Raw genomic sequence first — 17,609 nt, forward strand, 5'->3', positions numbered from 1 at the left:
GAAGTCGTGGCTCAGAGGCGTTCGATAACGGTGGCAATGCCCATGCCGCCGCCGACACACAGGGTCGCCAGGCCATAGCGCAGGCGCCGCACCTCCAACTCATCGAGCAGGGTGCCGAGGATTGCGCACCCGGTAGCGCCCAAGGGATGGCCCATGGCGATGGAGCCGCCGTTGACGTTGACCCTGGCGGGGTCGATGGCCATGTCCTTGATGAACTTGAGCACCACCGAGGCGAAGGCTTCGTTGACTTCGAACAGGTCAATGTCCTCCACTCGCAGGCCTGCCTTGGCCAAGGCCTTGCGGGTGGCCGGCGCCGGGCCGGTGAGCATGATGGTCGGGTCGGTGCTGGTGACGGCCGTGGCGACGATCCGTGCCCGGGGTTGCAGGCCCATCTCACGCCCCTTGGCCTCGGAACCGATCAACATCAGCGCAGCACCATCGACGATGCCGGAACTGTTGCCCGGCGTGTGCACATGGTTGATTCGTTCGACATGGCTGTAGACCCGCAGCGCCGTGCCGTCAAAACCCGTCTGGCCCATGGCTTCGAAACTCGGCTTGAGCTTGCCCAGGCCCTCGAGCGTGGAGTCGGCGCGAATGAATTCGTCATGGTCCAGCAGGACGATGCCATTCTGGTCCCGCACCGCCACCAGGGACTTGGCGAACGAACCGTCAGCCCGGGCCCGCGCGGCTTTTTGCTGGGAGTGCAGCGCATAGGCATCGACATCCGTGCGGCTGAAGCCCTCCAGGGTGGCGATCAGATCGGCGCCGATGCCCTGGGGAGTGAAGTGCCCGTGCATGTTGGATTGCGGGTCGAGCGCCCAGGCGCCGCCATCACTGCCCATGGGCACCCGGGACATGGATTCAACGCCGCCAGCCACCACCAGTTCCTCGAAGCCGGATCGCACTTTCATGGCCGCCAGGTTCACCGCTTCCAGGCCCGAGGCGCAAAACCGATTGAGTTGCACGCCCGCCACACTGACATCCCAATCGGCCATCAGCGAGGCGGTCTTGGCGATGTCGGCGCCCTGCTCCCCCACCGGCGTTACGCAACCCAGCACGATATCGTCGACCTGGCTGGTGTCCAGGCTCATGCGCTGTTGCAAAGCGACGAGCAGGCCAGCCATCAGGTTCACCGGCTTGACGCTGTGCAAAGCGCCATCGGCCTTGCCTTTGCCGCGAGGCGTGCGCAGTGCGTCGAAAATCAAAGCTTGGGTCATGACATCCTCGAAACCACGGGGGTAATGCGATGCCTACAACCATAAGCCCAGCGGCGCGGGATTCAATGACCGCAGTGCTCAACCCCGTTGACGACGGCGCTCAGACGAACGGTAGCCTGCTATCGGGTTAACCGATTCAGGTAAGCAAGCTGTCTAGCAAAAGGGCCGGCAAGAAGCTGGCAATAGGCCTCATGCCGTTTTAATAGCAAATAGTAGGAACCTGATACGAATTGGATCTAAGACAACGGCGCTGTGGCCCCTAATGTAATCCTTGTACAAGAAAGTCGTCGGGTTTTGCCGAGGCACTTGTCACACAGGAAGTACACCGCCAGTCGCCATGGATATGCAGGCTGGCCTCAGGAAATAACAAAAAAGGCGGGTCAGCCATGTTCAAACATTCGAAAGTTCGTCAAGCCGGACTCATTCTCTTCGCCACGACGCTGCTGTTGATTTTACCGAATATCACCAAGGTGATCGGCTGAATCCTGCGCGCGGGTACCTGAATCATCAGCACGTTGTATCGCCAAAAAATGTGACGGGTTCGTTGTTCCGGCGGTGGTGGCTGTGCCAACCTTTATGGCATCCCCCTCGACATGGAAGGCGATCCATTTGAAAACTCTCATTGTGTTCGGGGCGTTGCTGTTCAGCACGCCCCTGTATGCCGCGCAACTGGTGTTGGAGTTGGGCGCGGGTACTCGCACCTGGCAAACCGAAGAACTGCTCAAGCATCCTGAAGTTCGAACGGTCCAGATCGCTGACGATGTTTCCTACAAAAAAGCGATGAGTTATCGCGCCGTGCCGTTGACAGCGTTGTTGACCGGCATCCAGCCGGACGACCACTTGCAAGCCGTGGCGCTGGACGGTTTCGCCGCCGAAATGCCCGCGGCGCCATTGCTCAACAAAAGCGGCGCCCGTGCCTGGCTGGCGATTGAAGACCCTGCCAAACCCTGGCCGTCACTGGGCGAAGGCAAACACAGCGCCGGGCCTTTCTACCTGGTTTGGACGGACCCTCAGGCGGGCCATATCAGCCCTGAACAATGGCCGTACGCGGTGGCGAGCATCAAGCGCCTGTCAGCAGTGGCCGAACGCTTCCCGGCCCTGCTGCCGTCGCCCACGCTGGCCAAGGACGATCCGATCAATAAAGGCTTCGAGCTGTTCCAGAAGAACTGCCTGGCATGCCATCGCCTCAATGGCGCAGGTGATGCGCAGTTCGGCCCGGACCTGAACATCCCCTTCAATCCTACCGAGTACTTCTCGGGGGACTTCCTCAAGCGCTATATCCGCGACCCGCAGGGCCTGCGCCGCTGGCCCCAGGGCAAGATGCCGGGTTTTTCGGAGGCGGTGCTGCCGGACTCGGAGCTGGATTTGTTGGTGGGGTATCTGAAGCATATGGCGGGGCGCAAAACAGCTCTGGGCCAATAAGCCCACGTATGCGGCTGACATGACCTCTGTGGCGAGGGGATTTATCCCCGCTGGGCCGCGAAGCGGCCCTGACCCTGACACCTAGGTGTACCAGACAAATTGAGTTGATTGTCTGGGGGGCCGCTTCGCGGCCCAGCGGGGATAAATCCCCTCGCCACAGTGAATGAGTCGCAAGTTACTGCCGCTGCACGGTGATCAGCGGCGCCGGTGTCACGACCACCTTGGCATGCATCTGCTCACAACCGCCGCCACGGCGCATGCCGCGCACCGGGCAGGCGTCCAGGTAATCCAGGCCCACGGCCAGTTTCAGGTGTCGCTCCGGGCGGCTCAGTTGGTTGGTCACATCGAAGCTGTACCAGGCGTCATCGAGCCAGGCCTCGGCCCAGGCGTGGCTGGCCAAGTGTTCGCTGTTGTCGCTGAACAGATAGCCCGATACGTAGCGTGCCGGTACGCCCAGGCTGCGGACGCAGGCGAGGAATGCATGGGTGTGATCCTGGCACACCCCGCTACGACCGGCAAAAGCCTGGGCCGCGCTGGTCTCGATTTCAGTGGAGCCCGGCGCGTAGCTCATATGTTGGTTCAGCCCATGCATCAAATCGATCAAGGCCGTGCGATCGCGACGCTGCTTGCATAGCTGCAGGGCAAAGGCACGAAGAGCCTCGTCCGCTTCAGTCAACCGCGTGAACCGCAGGAACGGCAGCGCCGATTGGCTCTCATGCTCAGCCTCGTGCAACGGATCGATGTCCACCTGCCCGCGAGCACCGATGATGATCTTTTCGTGGGGCTCGTCCAGCGTGAGTACATGAAGGATGTTGCCGAACGGATCCAGCTGCGCCCGCACCGGCCGAGGCAGATCGAGCTGCCAGCTCAGCACATGCTGGCGTTCGCTGTCGTGGGGTGTCAGGCGCAGGTACTGGATACTGGCGCGAACCTGATCTTCATAGTGGTAGGCCGTTTCGTGGCTGATTGAGAGTCTCATATGACCTCCAGGTAGGAACTGTGGATGGCATTGCCCAGTTCGCGGACCAGTGGGATGAACTCGGTGAGCCAGGCATGCAGGCCCCCGTCGAGGATTTCGTTGATACCGGTGTAGCGCAGGCGCGCGTCCATTTCCGCCCCCAGGCGTTGTGCCTGCCGGCCATTGGAGCCCGGCAGGCTCGCGAGAATCTGCTCGATTTCTTCGGTGCAAGCGCGCAGTGAGCGCGGCACGTCGGCGCGTAACAGCAACAGTTCAGCCACATGGCGGGCACCCGGGGCATCGCGGTAGATCTCGGTGTAGGCCTCGAAGGAAGACAAGGCCCGCAACAGGCGCTCCACTGGTAATACGCGTGGGCCGTGCCGTCGCTGACCGTGTCGGCCTGATCGCCGGCCATTTCGTAGCGGGCGTCGAGCAGGCGCAGGGTGTTGTCGGCCCTTTCGATAAAGGTCCCCAGGCGAATGAACCTGAAGGCGTCGTTACGCATGATGGTGCCGTAGGTTGCGCCTCGAAACAGGTGGGACCGCTCCTTGACCCACTCGCAGAAACGGCTCATGCCGTAGCGACTCAAGCCTTGCTCGGCAATATCGCGAATTTCCAGCCAGGTGGCGTTGATGTTTTCCCACATGTCGGCGGTGATTCGCCCACGTACCGCATGGGCACTGGCCCGCGCAGAGCCGAGGCAGCTGTAGATGCTGGCCGGGTTGGCGGCGTCCAGGGCAAAGAAGTGCAGCAATCGCTCGGCATGCAAATCGCCGTGGCGTTCCCGGTAATCGTCCAGCGTCCCGGTGATCAGCAACGGCATAGCCAACTCGTGCAGGCCGTCACCGCGCCCGTCCTGGGGCATCAAGGACAGCGAGTAGCTGACGTCGAGCATCCGCGCGAGGTTTTCCGCACGCTCCAGGTAACGCGACATCCAATACAGGTCCGAGGCGGTTCTACTTAACATGGCAGCTCCTTCAATCCTCGACCACCCAGGTGTCCTTCGTGCCACCGCCCTGGGATGAGTTCACCACCAGCGACCCTTCGCGCAGCGCCACACGGGTCAGGCCGCCAGGCACCACACGGGTTTCCCGGCCGGACAGCACAAACGGTCGCAAGTCGATGTGCCGTGGGGCGATGCCCTTTTCGACAAAGGTCGGGCACGTCGAAAGCGACAGCGTCGGCTGGGCGATGTAGGCGTGGGGCTTGGCCTTGATCCGCTCGCGGAAGGCATCGATCTGCGCCGTCGTCGCCGCCGGCCCCACCAGCATTCCGTAACCGCCGGAGCCCTGGGTTTCCTTGACCACCAGGTCCGGAAGGTTCGCCAGCACGTGGGAAAGCTCGGCAGGATTACGACACTGCCAGGTCGGAACGTTCTTCAGGATCGGCTCTTCGTCCAAGTAAAAACGGATCATGTCAGTCACGAACGGGTACACCGACTTATCGTCCGCCACGCCCGTACCGATGGCATTGGCCAGCACCACGTTGCCCGAACGGTAGGACGACAACAGCCCCGGTACACCGAGCATCGATTCCGGGTTGAAGGCCAGGGGATCGAGGAACGCATCGTCGAGGCGACGGTAGATCACATCGACGGTTTTCGGCCCATCAGTGGTGCGCATGAATACCTTGTCGTCGCGTACGAACAGGTCTGCACCTTCCACCAGCTCCACACCCATCTCCCGGGCCAGGAACGCGTGTTCGAAGAAAGCACTGTTGAAACGTCCCGGGGTGAGGACCACGACACTGGGGTCATCCAACGGACTGGCGCTTTTCAGGGTGTCGAGCAGCAGATTGGGATAATGATCAATCGGCGCGATGCGTTGGACGGCGAACAGTTCGGGAAACAGGCGCATCATCATCTTGCGATCTTCGAGCATGTAGCTGACGCCGCTGGGCGTACGAAGATTGTCTTCGAGCACGTAGTACGTGCCGTCACCGTCGCGTACCAGGTCGACCCCGCAAATGTGGGCATAGATGTCGCGGTGCAGATCCAGCCCCTGCATCGCCAGTTGATATTGCTCGTTGGCCAGCACCTGTTCGGCCGGAATGATGCCGGCCCGGATGATGCGTTGTTCGTGGTAGAGGTCGGCCAGGAACATGTTCAGCGCCTTGACTCGCTGGATGCAGCCACGCTCGACGACCCGCCATTCACTGGCGGGGATGCTGCGCGGGATGGTGTCGAAAGGGATCAGGCGCTCTGTCCCCTGCTCGTCACCGTAGAGCGTGAATGTAATTCCGGCGCGGTGAAACAACAGGTCGGCTTCGCGCCGCCGTTGTGCCAGAAGCTCGTCAGGCGTTTCGGCCAGCCATCGGGCAAACGCCCGATAATGCGGGCGGACCTGGCCGTCGGCGTCGTACATTTCATCAAAACCGGTGCGGATCATGCCGTACTCCTTGTCACCCTGACATCCGGCTTCGCAAGGCCCGTGCCATCGGCATAAACGCTTCATGATCAACGGGTTGGATTATCCCTCGGGAGGTTGCGCACCCTTGTAGTGCAGCCCATGCCCCTACCCCGCCTCATAGCGACGCATGGGACTTGGCTACCCTGAGCATAGACACGGAAAAAGGACGTAGCCTGCTGCGGATACAGTTAGCTACAAAACCTGGGGAATGATGGCGGGGGTCAGTTGGCGGCTGGCGGGCAGACGTGAAAACGGCCGACACAAAGGTCAGCCGTTGCTAGGTTTGCAGCAAGTGAAGTATCAGGCCTGCAGGCGCCGAATCTCCTGCTTGACGCCCCAACCCTCGATGATGCCGCCCAAGGGTTCAACCACGGCCTCGAAGTCTTGCTCGAAGTCTCCAATGTCGTCGTAGGTGGCGTACATTACCCGGCTCAGTTCCAATGACCAGGCCCCGTCGTCCCGGGCGCTGATCTGCGCGTTCAATGACTCACCCCGAAATTGACCTGCTGCCCTGCGCGCCCGCTCCTCATCCGGGAAAATGGCGTAGAACTCGATGGGATGGAATTGTGAGAAATCGAAACCGCCTTCTTTCATGCGGCGAAGCACGCTGGTGCTGATGTCTTCTTGATAGGCTGTGCTCATGAAACGTCCTCCTCAAACCGATGGATAGACTTTCCGTCTTCCCGTGCGTGCAATCCAGGGGTGGCACGCGGTACGGCATCAACTGACCGTCGGGACACAAGCATGTAGCTGACAAGACCGGACCTTCGCGATCCTTTCGCTGATCTCAATTGCAGAGTAGCCGCAAGTCGTAGTCACTGCCAAGCGGGGCCAGACACTGATTTTCATGAAATCGGTTTAATGCTGATGATTTCGATGCTGTGCTGGGATTTGAGGTTTTTGACCGTTGGGTCTTCGGTGCGACCTTCCAGGTCATTGAGATCAAGCTTGGCGGGCACGGGTAGCAACTTCTCACGGATCAATTGCGCAGCCTGCTCCATGGTGGGCTCCTGGTCATAGTCGAACTGCTCGGCGATGGCTTCGCCGTGGTCATCAACGAAAGTGATCTCCCACTTTTGCATCGGTTTCTCCTTGATCAATTCAGGGCCTGGCTTACCTTCATCTCGACATTGAGCACTGAGCAATCGTTCCGCCGGGTTGTTGGACGGCACGTACGAAAAGACCGCCTCGAAGGCGGTCTTTTGGCGTGTCGCATGGCCGATTATTTCTCGGCACGTTCCTTCAGGGCTTTCAAAGTGTTGAACGGCGCGTCCACCACAAACTTGTTGGCCAGCCAGGACGGTACGCTGCCACCCGGATCGGTGTGGACCTGATAGGTCACTTCGACCTGACCCGCGCCCTTGGGTACGAACTTCCAAAAGCCCTCGACCTGGCTCACCCGCACATAATCCTGCTCTTCGGGCAGGTACTTCGGCACGCCCTTGAGGTTGCGGGTCAGGCTGCCATCGGCGCCTTCGACGGTGGTCACTTCCAACACCGAATCCCGGGCCGTGACCGGCCACGGCGTATTGAACTGGGTGTAGGTCCAGCTCTTGTCGCCCTCGTGCTTGACCAGTTTCTGGCTCTTGCACTCGTGAATCCAGGCACAGGCACCCGGAACGTCTTCCTGCAGGGCACGCAGCTTGGCCATGGTGGTTTTCATGACCGTCACACCTTGGTAGGCCTTGTATTTGGAGCCGGCCACTTCACTGAGCGAAACCTTGATACCGTCCTGCTCCTTGACCACTTGCCAGTCTTCTGCCTGGGCGGTTGCCGTTGCCAACAGCACGGTCAAACCACACATCACAGCCATCCGATGCAGCGAACCCATAATTTTTTCCTTATTGTCCAAGTTCGTTCATTTCAGTTCCGATCATTAACCCATTACGCTGCGGTGACTTGCTCCCACCAACCGATCAGCCGGATAGCGTCTTCGCTGCTGTTGCCGCAGACTTCGATGTCAGCTTCGAACGCCGAACACACCGCCGGACGCTCTGGCTCGCCGAAGATCCGGCACAGGTTATCGACCGACAATTGCACGCAGCGTTCTCCCGCGGGCTTGCCTTGGGGCATGCCTGGGATCGGCGAGCTTATAGAAGGGGCGATGCAGCAAGCGCCACAGCCTTCACGGCACTTCATGACGACAACATCCTCACGACAGGTAATGATTGGTAACAGGGCACAGAGTAGCCGCTAAAACACTCGTTTTAAATTACTGCTTGCGTGTTTTTTCGCCGCAACAAGATGACTGGACAGTCAGCAACGACTGCGAGCATGGCCAAGGTCTACTGCTTGAACTCGAAATCCAGCGCCGCCCCTTCCACTTCATGACGCTCCTGACTCCGCAGCGGCAGTTGCATTTCATTGCTCAGCAAACGGCCATTGAGCTGGAACGGTCCGGGTTTCTCTCCAAAAAATGAGGGCAGTAGTGGCTCATGTTTGGGTGACAACACCTTACCCGGTGGCTGCAGTTCCTCGACCATGTCATGGGGCAGGCTCAAATCCAGCTTGGCCGGTGGTAATGGTTTTTTGGCGATCTCGTGGGCAGATTTGCTCTTGGAAGCGATGGGAGCGCGTTTTTTCTTCGCGGGAGCTGCTTTTTTCACGGACGCCTTTTTGACCACTGTCGGCTTTTTCGGCGCATTTTGCGTGGCGCTGACGGCAGGTTTATCCTGCGCCGAAGCCGCCACGACGCCTCCGGTATGGAAGGCAGTCAACAGTCCGATCAAAACCCACGCGACAGGAACAATGGCTTTCATAAATACAACGGCACTTACGGCAGAGAACCCCATGCTCGCCTGATAATGAGACGCTGACAAGCACATCAGGCTAAGCCGCTGATTCCTATAAAAATCCGCTGGCAGTCTCTTGGCACAATTGAGTGGCCAACAGCCCCAGCGTCATCAAGGCCCGCTCTGCCTCGCGGTTCCAGGGCGTACCACAGTTCAGTCGGATACAGTGATTGAACTGCTCGGTGTTACTGAAAATCAGCCCGGGGGCGATACTGATGCCTTGCTGCAATGCCCGCACATGCAACTCCTGGGTGTTGACCCGCCCCGGCAGGCTGACCCACAGGATGAAGCCTCCGGTGGGCCGACTCATTTGCGTGCCTTCGGGGAAGTACTGCTGCACCGCCAGCTGAAAGGCGCTGAGATTTTTGCGGTACTCCTGGCGGATATAGCGCAGGTGTCGGTCATAGCCACCATTTTCCAGGTACGCCGCAATGCCCATCTGCGTGACGCTGCACGCCGAGTGGGTACTGAAGGTCTGGAGCCGCTGGATTTCCTGCTGGAATTTGCCGGCGATCATCCAGCCAATACGCACGCCCGGCGACAACGTCTTGGAAAAACTCGAACAGTAGATGACCCGATCCAACCGGTCATAGGCTTTTAGCGCCTTGGTGCGACCTTGCTCGAACATCAGCTCACCATAGATATCGTCCTCGACGATCTGGATGTCGAAATCCGACGCCAGGCGCAACAGTTGCTTTTGCCGCTCCTCCGGCATCGTGCCACCCAGGGGGTTGCTCAAGCGCGTGGTCAGCACCAGCGCCTTGATCGACCATTGGTTGGCCGCCAGTTGCAGGGCCTCAAGGCTCATGCCTGTGACCGGATCACTGGGGATCTCGATGACCTTGAGCCCCAACAGATCCGCCAGTTGCAGCAAGCCGTAGTAGGTGGGTGATTCGGCAGCGATCAGATCCCCTGGCCGGGTCAACACGCGCAACGACATCTGCAGCGCATCGACACAGCCGTGGGTGATCACCACTTCGGAGGGATCCACCACCACACCGGCATCGCGCATGCGAATTGCCACCTGACGTCGCAATGGTTCGAAGCCCGGGCTGAACATGTAGCTGAACGCCCGCGGGCTGTGGAACCGCGTGACCTTGGCCAATTGCTGATGCAGCGCCCGCACGGGTAAGTAATCAACGCTCGGCACTGCCGCCCCCAGGGGAAACACCCCTTCACGGCGCGACTCGACCAATACCTGCTGGATGATGCTGCTGCGCGTCACCAGCCCCGGACGCTCGACCCGGGCGATGTCCGGCGTCGGCGCCGTCAAGGCTGGGGTCTGGTGCACGTAGTAACCCGATTGCGGCCGCGCACGGATCAGCCCCTGGTCTTCAAGGTTGGCGTAGGCCTGCAGCACCGTCGCGTGGCTGACGTTGAGCTGCGAACTCATCTTGCGCACCGAAGGCACGCGTTCTCCGGGCTGATACACACCACGGCGGATGTCTTCAGCCAGTTGTTGCGCAATACGTTGATAGAGCAGGAGGTTGGTCATGACGCAGCACTCGATTTCACGGGCATTTTATTTTTGTCGGAAACGATACCGGAACAGTTTAGAAGTGTACGGGGACAGTTGCCAGATTACTCGACAGTACAGTGGAGTGACAGCTCTAACTGTACCCCTCATAGGACAATTTGCGGGCCCAAAAAAACCCGGCGCCGTTGAACGGGCCGGGTTTTCCAGTGACGCAGCCCTCAGCGGGCGGCGCCGAGCTGGCCTTTCTCGTCGGAGAACACAATTTCAACGCGACGGTTCTGTGCCCGGCCACGCTCGGAAGCGTTGACATCCACCGGGTATTGGTCGCCGTAGCCTTCGACCTGGATACGCTTTTCGTCAATCCCCAGATCCACCAGCACGTCCGCCACCGCCTGTGCGCGATCCCGCGACAGCTTGAGGTTTTCCTGCTTGCCCCCGGTGCTGTCGGTGTAGCCCTCGATGCGCACCACGCGCTTGGGATTGAGCTGCAAGAACTGCACGATCTTGAGCACGACCCGGTTGGCCGAGTTCTTCAACTCCGCTTCGCCGGTGTCGAACAGCACGTCACCGAGGGTCATCACCAAGCCGCGATCGGTCTGGGTGGTCGCCATCGCCATGATCTGTTCTTCGAGCCATTTGCCTTGCTGCTGCACACTCAGCAGCTTGGATTCACGCAGCGCCAATTGCAGGCGCTGGCGCTCCAGTTCAAGCTTCGCCGCACGCTCTTCGTTAAGCAGCTGATTACTGTGTTCCCGGGCGATCTCACTGTAGCGCTGGCTCAGGTAGGCGTAATGCTGCACATCCTCACCGCTGCCCCAGTAGGAGGACAAGCGATCGGCACGGGCCAGGGACTCGCCAGCGCGGATCACGTCCCGGGGGGCGGCACGTAATACGTTGGCGTCTTCCTTGACCTTCTGGAAGTCGGTACTGGCCTGCTCGAGTGCTGCTTCGCTGCGCTGGCCGGCGCAGCCATACAAACTGGCCAACCCTGCGAGGACCAGGCCGCCCAATACGTGGGAGTGCTTCATTGGGCATCCTCCCTCAACTGTTTGCGCAAGCGCTTGATGCGGGTGTCGAGCACGTTCAGTTGCTCCTGGCTCTTGAGGGTCAACACCTTCGCTTCGGCCAGGCGCGCATCCAGCTCGGCCTGTTCGGCGCGCATGCGCGCCTTCTTGTACGATTCGTCGGTCATGTTGGATTTGGCCCGGGCGAATTTTTCTTCAGCCAGTTTCAATTCGGGCACTTCGTCGGCATTGGCACCCACGGCCCGGGCTTGTTCCAGTGCCTGTTCGGTCAGGCGGATCTGTTCATTCGGCGCCGGATCGGCTGCGCAGCCCGCCAGAGCCAGAACGGCCAGGGCAGCGAAAAGAGGTCGAATAGTCACTAATGTTCCCTACTGTTTTGGGGCACCGACAGGTGGCTGCAACTGTGTTTTCCAACGTTCGAGATTGCGCTGCAACACAGCCTCCGTCAGGCCGGACGCGGCCAATTCTGTCATCTTTTGCGCCAGCTGTCCGCGTAACCATGGGTCATTGCAGGCAGAGTTATGGGAAACCGCGAGGAACAGTCCCGGTTTATCCACGGGTTGCGGTGCGCCCTGCAGGTCGTTCGCCATCCCCAGTGTCTGCGCCATTGCCAGGCCCGAATAGCGCCCCGCCAGGACATATTCCACCTCTCCCAACAGCAGTTTCTGAAAAGCCTGGGTCAGGTTGGGCGTGCGGGTCAGGGACAATTTCTGCTCGGCAAAAACGCCGAATCCCGGAGTCATGCGTGCCTTTTCCGACAACGCGCCGGGATGGCCCTGTAGGTCTTCGGGCTGATTGATGACCAGTGTCGAATCCTTGCGGGTCCAGACCAGGTAATCGTTTTCCAGCAAGGGCGGATGAACGTAGTCCAAGGCTTCAAGCCCGGTGCTGGTCAGCGGAGCATCGGTGAGCAGGTCCATGCGTCCGCTGCGCACTTCGTCCAGTGCCTGGGCGCGCTTGCCGGCGTAAAGCAATTCGATCTTGATGCCCAACTCCCCCGCCACCTGCGCGAGCAGGTCGGCACCGGCGCCGATCAAGTGCTTGGGGTCCTGAGGGTCTTGCCAAAGGTAGGGTGGCGCATCCGGGCTGCCGGTGGCGATCAACCGCTCACACTTGCCAGCGGCGGCAGACAGGCCCGGCACACCCGCCAGCGCCCACAGCAACGACCAGCCGGCCAAACGGCGAAGATCCATGGCAATACGCTCCCCTTGCAGCGAAAACAAATAATGCAGAAATAAAAAGCCCGGCCAAAGGGCCGGGCTCTTTATAAGTGAAGACGCCGGATTAGACCAGCTTCTCCAGCTCAGGGATGGCTTCGAACAGGTCCGCCACCAGGCCATAGTCGGCCACTTGGAAGATCGGTGCTTCTTCGTCCTTGTTGATCGCTACGATCACCTTGGAGTCTTTCATGCCGGCCAGGTGCTGGATCGCGCCGGAGATACCGACGGCGATGTACAGCTGTGGTGCAACGATCTTGCCGGTCTGACCGACCTGCATGTCGTTGGGTACGAAACCTGCGTCGACCGCCGCGCGGGAAGCGCCGACGGCAGCGCCCAGCTTGTCGGCCAGGGCGTACAGGTGCTTGAAGTTGTCACCGTTCTGCATGCCACGGCCGCCGGAAACGACGATCTTGGCAGCGGTCAGTTCAGGACGATCGGACTTGGCCAGCTCTTCGCCAACGAAGCTGGAGATCCCAGTGTCGTGGGCAGCAGCAACAGCTTCAATGGCAGCCGAACCACCTTCGGCGGCAACCGGGTCGAAACCGGTGGCGCGGACGGTGATGACCTTGACCGACGCGTTCGATTGCACGGTGGCAATGGCGTTACCGGCGTAGATCGGACGCTTGAAGGTGTCGGCGCTTTCTACCGAGATGATTTCGGAGATTTGGTCGACGTCCAGCGCAGCGGCAACGCGCGGCAGGATGTTTTTGCCGTTGGACGTGGCGGCGGCCAGGATGTGGCTGTAAGCCTTGCCCAGCTCCGCCACCAGTGGCGCGACGTTTTCCGGCAGTTGATGCGCGTAGGCGGCGTTGTCAGCCGACAGCACTTTTGCCACGCCAGCGATTTTCGCAGCGGCTTCGGCAACGGCGCCAGCGCCCTGCCCGGCCACCAGAACGTGGACATCGCCACCGATTTTGACAGCGGCAGCAACGGTGTTCAGCGTGGCCGGAGCCAGCGCCTTGTTATCGTGTTCGGCGATTACCAAGATAGTCATATCAGATTACCTTCGCTTCGTTTTTCAGTTTCTCGACCAGTTCAGCCACCGACTTGACCTTGATGCCCGCGCTGCGTGCAGCCGGCGCTTCGACTTTCACGGTCTTGTTGGTGGAGGCGGTGGAAACGCCCAAAGCGTCAGGTGTCAGCACTTCAAGCGGCTTCTTCTTGGCTTTCATGATGTTTGGCAGGGACGCATAGCGCGGCTCGTTCAAACGCAGGTCGGTGGTGACGATGGCGGGCAGTTTCAAGGAAACCGTCTGCGCGCCGCCGTCGATTTCGCGGGTCACGGCAACACTGTCACCGCTGACTTCGACCTTGGACGCGAACGTGCCCTGGCCGTAGCCGCTCAATGCAGCGAGCATCTGGCCGGTCTGGTTGTTGTCGCTGTCGATAGCCTGTTTGCCGAGGATCACCAGCGATGGCTGTTCCTTGTCGACAACGGCCTTGAGCAGCTTGGCCACTGCCAGGGAGGTCAGGTCTTCGGTGGATTCGACGAGGATGGCGCGATCGGCACCCAGTGCCAGCGCGGTGCGCAGTTGTTCCTGGGCGGTGGTCGGGCCGATGGAGACGACGACGATCTCAGTCGCCACGCCTTTTTCTTTCAGGCGTACGGCTTCTTCTACGGCGATTTCGCAGAAAGGGTTCATCGACATCTTGACGTTGGCGAGGTCGACGCCGGAGTTGTCCGCTTTGACGCGAACCTTGACGTTATAGTCGACCACTCGTTTGACAGCTACAAGAACCTTCATGGATTCCTCGTTACTCTCCGGTGAAAAGAAAGTCGCCTAGGCGAACCTGGCGGTTGATGCTCATGGGCGCAAGGGCACCTCTAAAAACGCCGGCATGAACCACACATGACCTAGCACACGGGAGTGAAGACCGTTCGTCAGTGATGACCGACGAGTCATTCATTATCGCGGCGTGTAAACTGCGCGTCCGAACCACGCAATACGTCACTTTGTGCTGCCTTCGCCCTGTCTTTAGAGGTGCTCTTGAAACCAACAGTCAGCCTACGGCGAGCGCAAAACCGACCGTATCTTGACCGGAACGCCTATTCCGGTCAATACGGCAAAATGGTCAGTCATAAGCCGTACGTCAGTGATTTATCTGGGCTGCGGCAATTTCAAACGAACGTTTGTATTGGACCCTGAGAGTGGTGTAGATATAATGCGCCGCTTAAGAGAGAACCGCGTGTCATCCATTGTCGCTTTCGTCGCTTTTCGAAGGAAACAACGGATGCAACGCCAAACCTCCAATTAGAAAAAACTGTAGAGCCTTGAGTAGGAGATAGCCTGTGGAACGCGAATACATGGAATTCGACGTGGTCATCGTCGGTGCCGGCCCCGCTGGCCTGTCTGCCGCCTGCCGACTGAAACAGAAGGCCGCCGAAGCCGGTAAGGAAATCAGCGTCTGCGTGGTCGAAAAAGGCTCCGAGGTCGGTGCGCACATTCTCTCCGGCGCGGTGTTCGAACCCCGCGCCCTGAACGAACTGTTCCCGGACTGGAAAGAACTCGGCGCGCCGCTGAATACGCCCGTCAAACGCGATGACATTTATGTCCTGAAAAACGCCGAGACCGCGAGCAAAATCCCTGACTTCTTTGTGCCCAAGACCATGCACAACGAAGGCAACTATATTATTTCCCTGGGCAACCTGTGCCGCTGGCTGGCCCAGCAGGCCGAAAACCTGGGCGTGGAGATCTACCCGGGCTTCGCCGCCCAGGAAGCGCTGTTCGACGAGAACGGTGTCGTGCGCGGGATCATCACTGGCGACCTGGGTGTCGACCGTGAAGGCCACCCGAAGGAAGGCCTCTACACCCCAGGCATGGAACTGCGCGGAAAATACACCCTGTTCGCCGAAGGCTGCCGTGGCCACATCGGCAAGCAACTGATCAAGCGCTTCAACCTGGACAGCGAGGCCGACGCCCAGCACTACGGCATCGGCCTGAAGGAAATCTGGGAAATCGACCCGGCCAAACACCAACCAGGCCTGGTGGTGCACACCGCCGGCTGGCCGCTGGACATCATGGGCACCGAGAACACCGGCGGTTCGTTCCTTTATCACCTGGAAAACAACCAGGTGGTGGTCGGCCTGATCGTCGACCTGTCCTACAGCAACACCTACCTGTCGCCGTTCGATGAATTCCAGCGCCTTAAGCATCACCCGGTGCTCAAGCAGTATCTGGAAGGCGGCAAGCGCGTCAGCTACGGCGCTCGCGCCATCTGCAAGGGCGGCCTGAATTCGCTGCCGAAAATGGTCTTCAAGGGTGGTGCGCTGATCGGTTGCGACCTCGGCACCCTGAACTTCGCCAAGATCAAGGGCAGCCACACCGCGATGAAGTCCGGCATGCTCGCTGCCGATGCCGTGGCCGATGCTCTGTTCGCAGGTTCCGAAGGCGCGGACGAACTGACCACCTACGTCGACGCTTTCAAGGCCAGCTGGCTGTATGAAGAGCTGTTCGCCAGTCGCAACTTCGGTGCCGCGATCCATAAGTACGGCGCCATCATCGGGGGCGGCTTCAACTGGCTCGACCAGAACATCTTCGGCGGCAAGCTGCCGTTCACCCTGCATGACAACAAGCCCGACTATGCCTGTCTGAAACTGGCGGCCGATTGCAAGAAGATCGACTACCCGAAACCTGACGGCAAGATCAGCTTCGACAAGCTCAGCTCGGTGTTCATCTCCGGTACCAACCACGAAGAAGAACAGCCCTGCCACCTGAAGCTGACCGACCCGAGCATCCCGATCAGCAAGAACCTGCCGTTGTACGACGAACCGGCCCAACGCTACTGCCCGGCCGGCGTGTATGAAGTGGTCACCAAGGAAGACGGCGAGAAGCGCTTCCAGATCAACGCCCAGAACTGCGTTCACTGCAAGACCTGCGACATCAAGGACCCTGCACAGAACATCACCTGGGTTTCGCCGGAAGGCGCCGGTGGGCCGACTTACCCGAACATGTAAGCCGATTCGCTGAACATCAAGGCTCCCGCAATGGGGGCCTTTTTGTTGCCTGCAATTCAAGAGACACAACAGTCCGCATGTGGGAGCGAGCTTGCTCGCGATAGCGATTTATCATTCAACATCAACGTCGACTGATTTACCGCTATCGCGAGCAAGCTCGCTCCCACAGGGAACCTCGCGGGATCAGGCGGCGCGCTCTTCCCCGGGGTTGCGCTCGAAGTAGCGTTTGTACTCCCGGCTGAACTGCGACGAACTCTGATACCCCACTTGATGCGCGACCTGGGCCACGCCCAAGCCTTCGCTGAGCAGCAGTCGCTGAGCCTTGAGCAGACGCAAGCGCTTGAGGTACTGCACGGGCGACAACAACGTGCTGCGCTTGAAATGCTCATGGAAGGTCGAGGCGCTCATGTTCGCGCAACTGGCCAGCGTCTCGACGTTCAGCGGCTCGGTGAAGTGTGCATGCAGATGGCTCAGGGCCGCGGCAATCCGGGCGAACTGCCCTTGCTGCTCCACCAGCGCCCGCAGCACATCGGCCTGGGGCCCGCGCAAGGCGGCGAAGAGTAGTTCGCGCAACCGCGCCTGGCCCATGACCTGGCACTCCAGCGGGTCGTGCAAGCACTGCAACAGACGCTCGACGCATCCGCGCATGGCGCCATCGAGCACGGCACTGGTCATGGACTCCGGCGTCTGGGCCGCGAGGCTTCGCCCCGGCATCAACCCCATTGCCAGCACCAGCTCGCCCAACAGCACCCGATCGATCGCAACGGATATCCCGAGCAGCGGAGCATCGGGCATGGCATAGGTTTCGCACTCGAACGGCACCGGCAACGCCTGGATCAGGTAATGCCCAGCGCCGTACTCCAGCGTACGCGGCCCCAGGTACGCCAGTTTGCTGCCCTGGGCAATGATCACCAGGCTCGGCTCGTAGAGCTGCGGGCCACGGGCAATGTCCTGGCTGCACCGCAGCACTTGCACGCCAGGCAACCGTGTAGGAATAAAGCCGTCACGGGTCGCCAGGGGTTCGATCAGCGAAACCAGCGCCGCGTTGGCATCGAGATGACGGGTCAGAAACATGGGAAAAACTTCACGGAAAAAGGGATGGAAACATCATCGCAGGTCTAGCGTCACATAGAAC

Annotated in this window: 17 protein-coding genes and 1 pseudogene; 2 read left to right on the top strand and 16 right to left on the bottom strand. The window is 60.0% G+C overall.

Going from position 1 to position 17,609, the window contains the following annotated elements:
- Positions 1–11 precede the first annotated feature (11 nt).
- Positions 12–1,217: an acetyl-CoA C-acetyltransferase gene (locus tag CD58_RS20315; RefSeq protein ID WP_025214817.1), complete on the bottom strand. Its 1,206-nt coding sequence runs from the start codon at positions 1,215–1,217 to the stop codon at positions 12–14.
- A 609-nt stretch (positions 1,218–1,826) separates the two neighbouring features.
- On the opposite strand from CD58_RS20315, the gene CD58_RS20320 reads away from it, so the two are divergent.
- The gene (locus CD58_RS20320; protein WP_025214818.1) at positions 1,827–2,639 is read left to right on the top strand and encodes a c-type cytochrome; all 813 of its coding nucleotides are present in this window, start codon (positions 1,827–1,829) and stop codon (positions 2,637–2,639) included.
- 175 nt (positions 2,640–2,814) lie between these two features.
- On the opposite strand, the gene CD58_RS20325 is transcribed toward CD58_RS20320, so the two are convergent.
- From CD58_RS20325 to CD58_RS20390, 14 genes and pseudogenes are all read right to left on the bottom strand, one after another.
- Entirely contained in the window at positions 2,815–3,618 is an 804-nt protein-coding gene (locus tag CD58_RS20325; RefSeq protein WP_025214819.1) for a transglutaminase family protein, read from the bottom strand.
- Positions 3,615–4,564: pseudogene (locus CD58_RS20330) on the bottom strand (alpha-E domain-containing protein). The gene CD58_RS20325 and the pseudogene CD58_RS20330 overlap by 4 nt, the downstream one beginning before the upstream one ends.
- A gap of 10 nt (positions 4,565–4,574) precedes the next feature.
- Positions 4,575–5,984, bottom strand: coding sequence for a circularly permuted type 2 ATP-grasp protein (locus CD58_RS20335; RefSeq protein ID WP_025214820.1), 1,410 nt, complete (start codon positions 5,982–5,984; stop codon positions 4,575–4,577).
- Between the two features lie 321 nt (positions 5,985–6,305).
- Positions 6,306–6,647: a ribonuclease E inhibitor RraB gene (locus CD58_RS20340; protein WP_025214821.1), complete on the bottom strand. Its 342-nt coding sequence runs from the start codon at positions 6,645–6,647 to the stop codon at positions 6,306–6,308.
- 203 nt (positions 6,648–6,850) lie between these two features.
- The gene (locus CD58_RS20345; RefSeq protein ID WP_025214822.1) at positions 6,851–7,087 is read right to left on the bottom strand and encodes a hypothetical protein; all 237 of its coding nucleotides are present in this window, start codon (positions 7,085–7,087) and stop codon (positions 6,851–6,853) included.
- A gap of 140 nt (positions 7,088–7,227) precedes the next feature.
- Positions 7,228–7,836, bottom strand: a complete 609-nt coding sequence (locus CD58_RS20350) for an START domain-containing protein (RefSeq protein WP_025214823.1) — start codon at positions 7,834–7,836, stop codon at positions 7,228–7,230.
- Positions 7,837–7,889: 53 nt separating this feature from the next.
- The gene (locus CD58_RS20355; RefSeq protein ID WP_025214824.1) at positions 7,890–8,144 is read right to left on the bottom strand and encodes a YkgJ family cysteine cluster protein; all 255 of its coding nucleotides are present in this window, start codon (positions 8,142–8,144) and stop codon (positions 7,890–7,892) included.
- Between the two features lie 146 nt (positions 8,145–8,290).
- Positions 8,291–8,764, bottom strand: coding sequence for a hypothetical protein (locus CD58_RS20360; RefSeq protein WP_025214825.1), 474 nt, complete (start codon positions 8,762–8,764; stop codon positions 8,291–8,293).
- An 85-nt stretch (positions 8,765–8,849) separates the two neighbouring features.
- Positions 8,850–10,292, bottom strand: coding sequence for a PLP-dependent aminotransferase family protein (locus CD58_RS20365; protein ID WP_025214826.1), 1,443 nt, complete (start codon positions 10,290–10,292; stop codon positions 8,850–8,852).
- A 200-nt stretch (positions 10,293–10,492) separates the two neighbouring features.
- Positions 10,493–11,302 carry an OmpA family protein gene (locus CD58_RS20370; RefSeq protein ID WP_025214827.1) on the bottom strand — a complete coding sequence of 270 codons (810 nt, stop codon included), beginning with the start codon at positions 11,300–11,302 and terminating at the stop codon, positions 10,493–10,495.
- A complete protein-coding gene (locus tag CD58_RS20375; RefSeq protein WP_025214828.1) occupies positions 11,299–11,658 on the bottom strand; it encodes a DUF4398 domain-containing protein in 360 nt (119 codons plus the stop codon). The genes CD58_RS20370 and CD58_RS20375 overlap by 4 nt, the downstream gene beginning before the upstream one ends.
- Positions 11,659–11,667: 9 nt before the next feature.
- Positions 11,668–12,492 (bottom strand): substrate-binding periplasmic protein, encoded by an 825-nt coding sequence (locus CD58_RS20380; protein ID WP_025214829.1) that lies wholly within the window; start codon positions 12,490–12,492, stop codon positions 11,668–11,670.
- A 91-nt stretch (positions 12,493–12,583) separates the two neighbouring features.
- Positions 12,584–13,513 carry an electron transfer flavoprotein subunit alpha/FixB family protein gene (locus CD58_RS20385; protein ID WP_025214830.1) on the bottom strand — a complete coding sequence of 310 codons (930 nt, stop codon included), beginning with the start codon at positions 13,511–13,513 and terminating at the stop codon, positions 12,584–12,586.
- Position 13,514: 1 nt separating this feature from the next.
- On the bottom strand, positions 13,515–14,264 hold the full coding sequence (locus CD58_RS20390) for an electron transfer flavoprotein subunit beta/FixA family protein (RefSeq protein ID WP_025214831.1): 750 nt from the start codon (positions 14,262–14,264) through the stop codon (positions 13,515–13,517).
- A gap of 545 nt (positions 14,265–14,809) precedes the next feature.
- Here CD58_RS20390 and CD58_RS20395 point away from each other — a divergent pair.
- Positions 14,810–16,474 carry an electron transfer flavoprotein-ubiquinone oxidoreductase gene (locus tag CD58_RS20395; protein ID WP_025214832.1) on the top strand — a complete coding sequence of 555 codons (1,665 nt, stop codon included), beginning with the start codon at positions 14,810–14,812 and terminating at the stop codon, positions 16,472–16,474.
- A 183-nt stretch (positions 16,475–16,657) separates the two neighbouring features.
- On the opposite strand, the gene CD58_RS20400 is transcribed toward CD58_RS20395, so the two are convergent.
- Complete coding sequence (locus tag CD58_RS20400; RefSeq protein ID WP_025214833.1) at positions 16,658–17,548, bottom strand: AraC family transcriptional regulator; 891 nt, start codon at positions 17,546–17,548, stop codon at positions 16,658–16,660.
- Between the last annotated feature and the right edge of the window lie 61 nt (positions 17,549–17,609).

The organism is Pseudomonas brassicacearum (assembly GCF_000585995.1).
Taxonomy (GTDB): Bacteria; Pseudomonadota; Gammaproteobacteria; order Pseudomonadales; family Pseudomonadaceae; genus Aquipseudomonas; species Aquipseudomonas brassicacearum_A.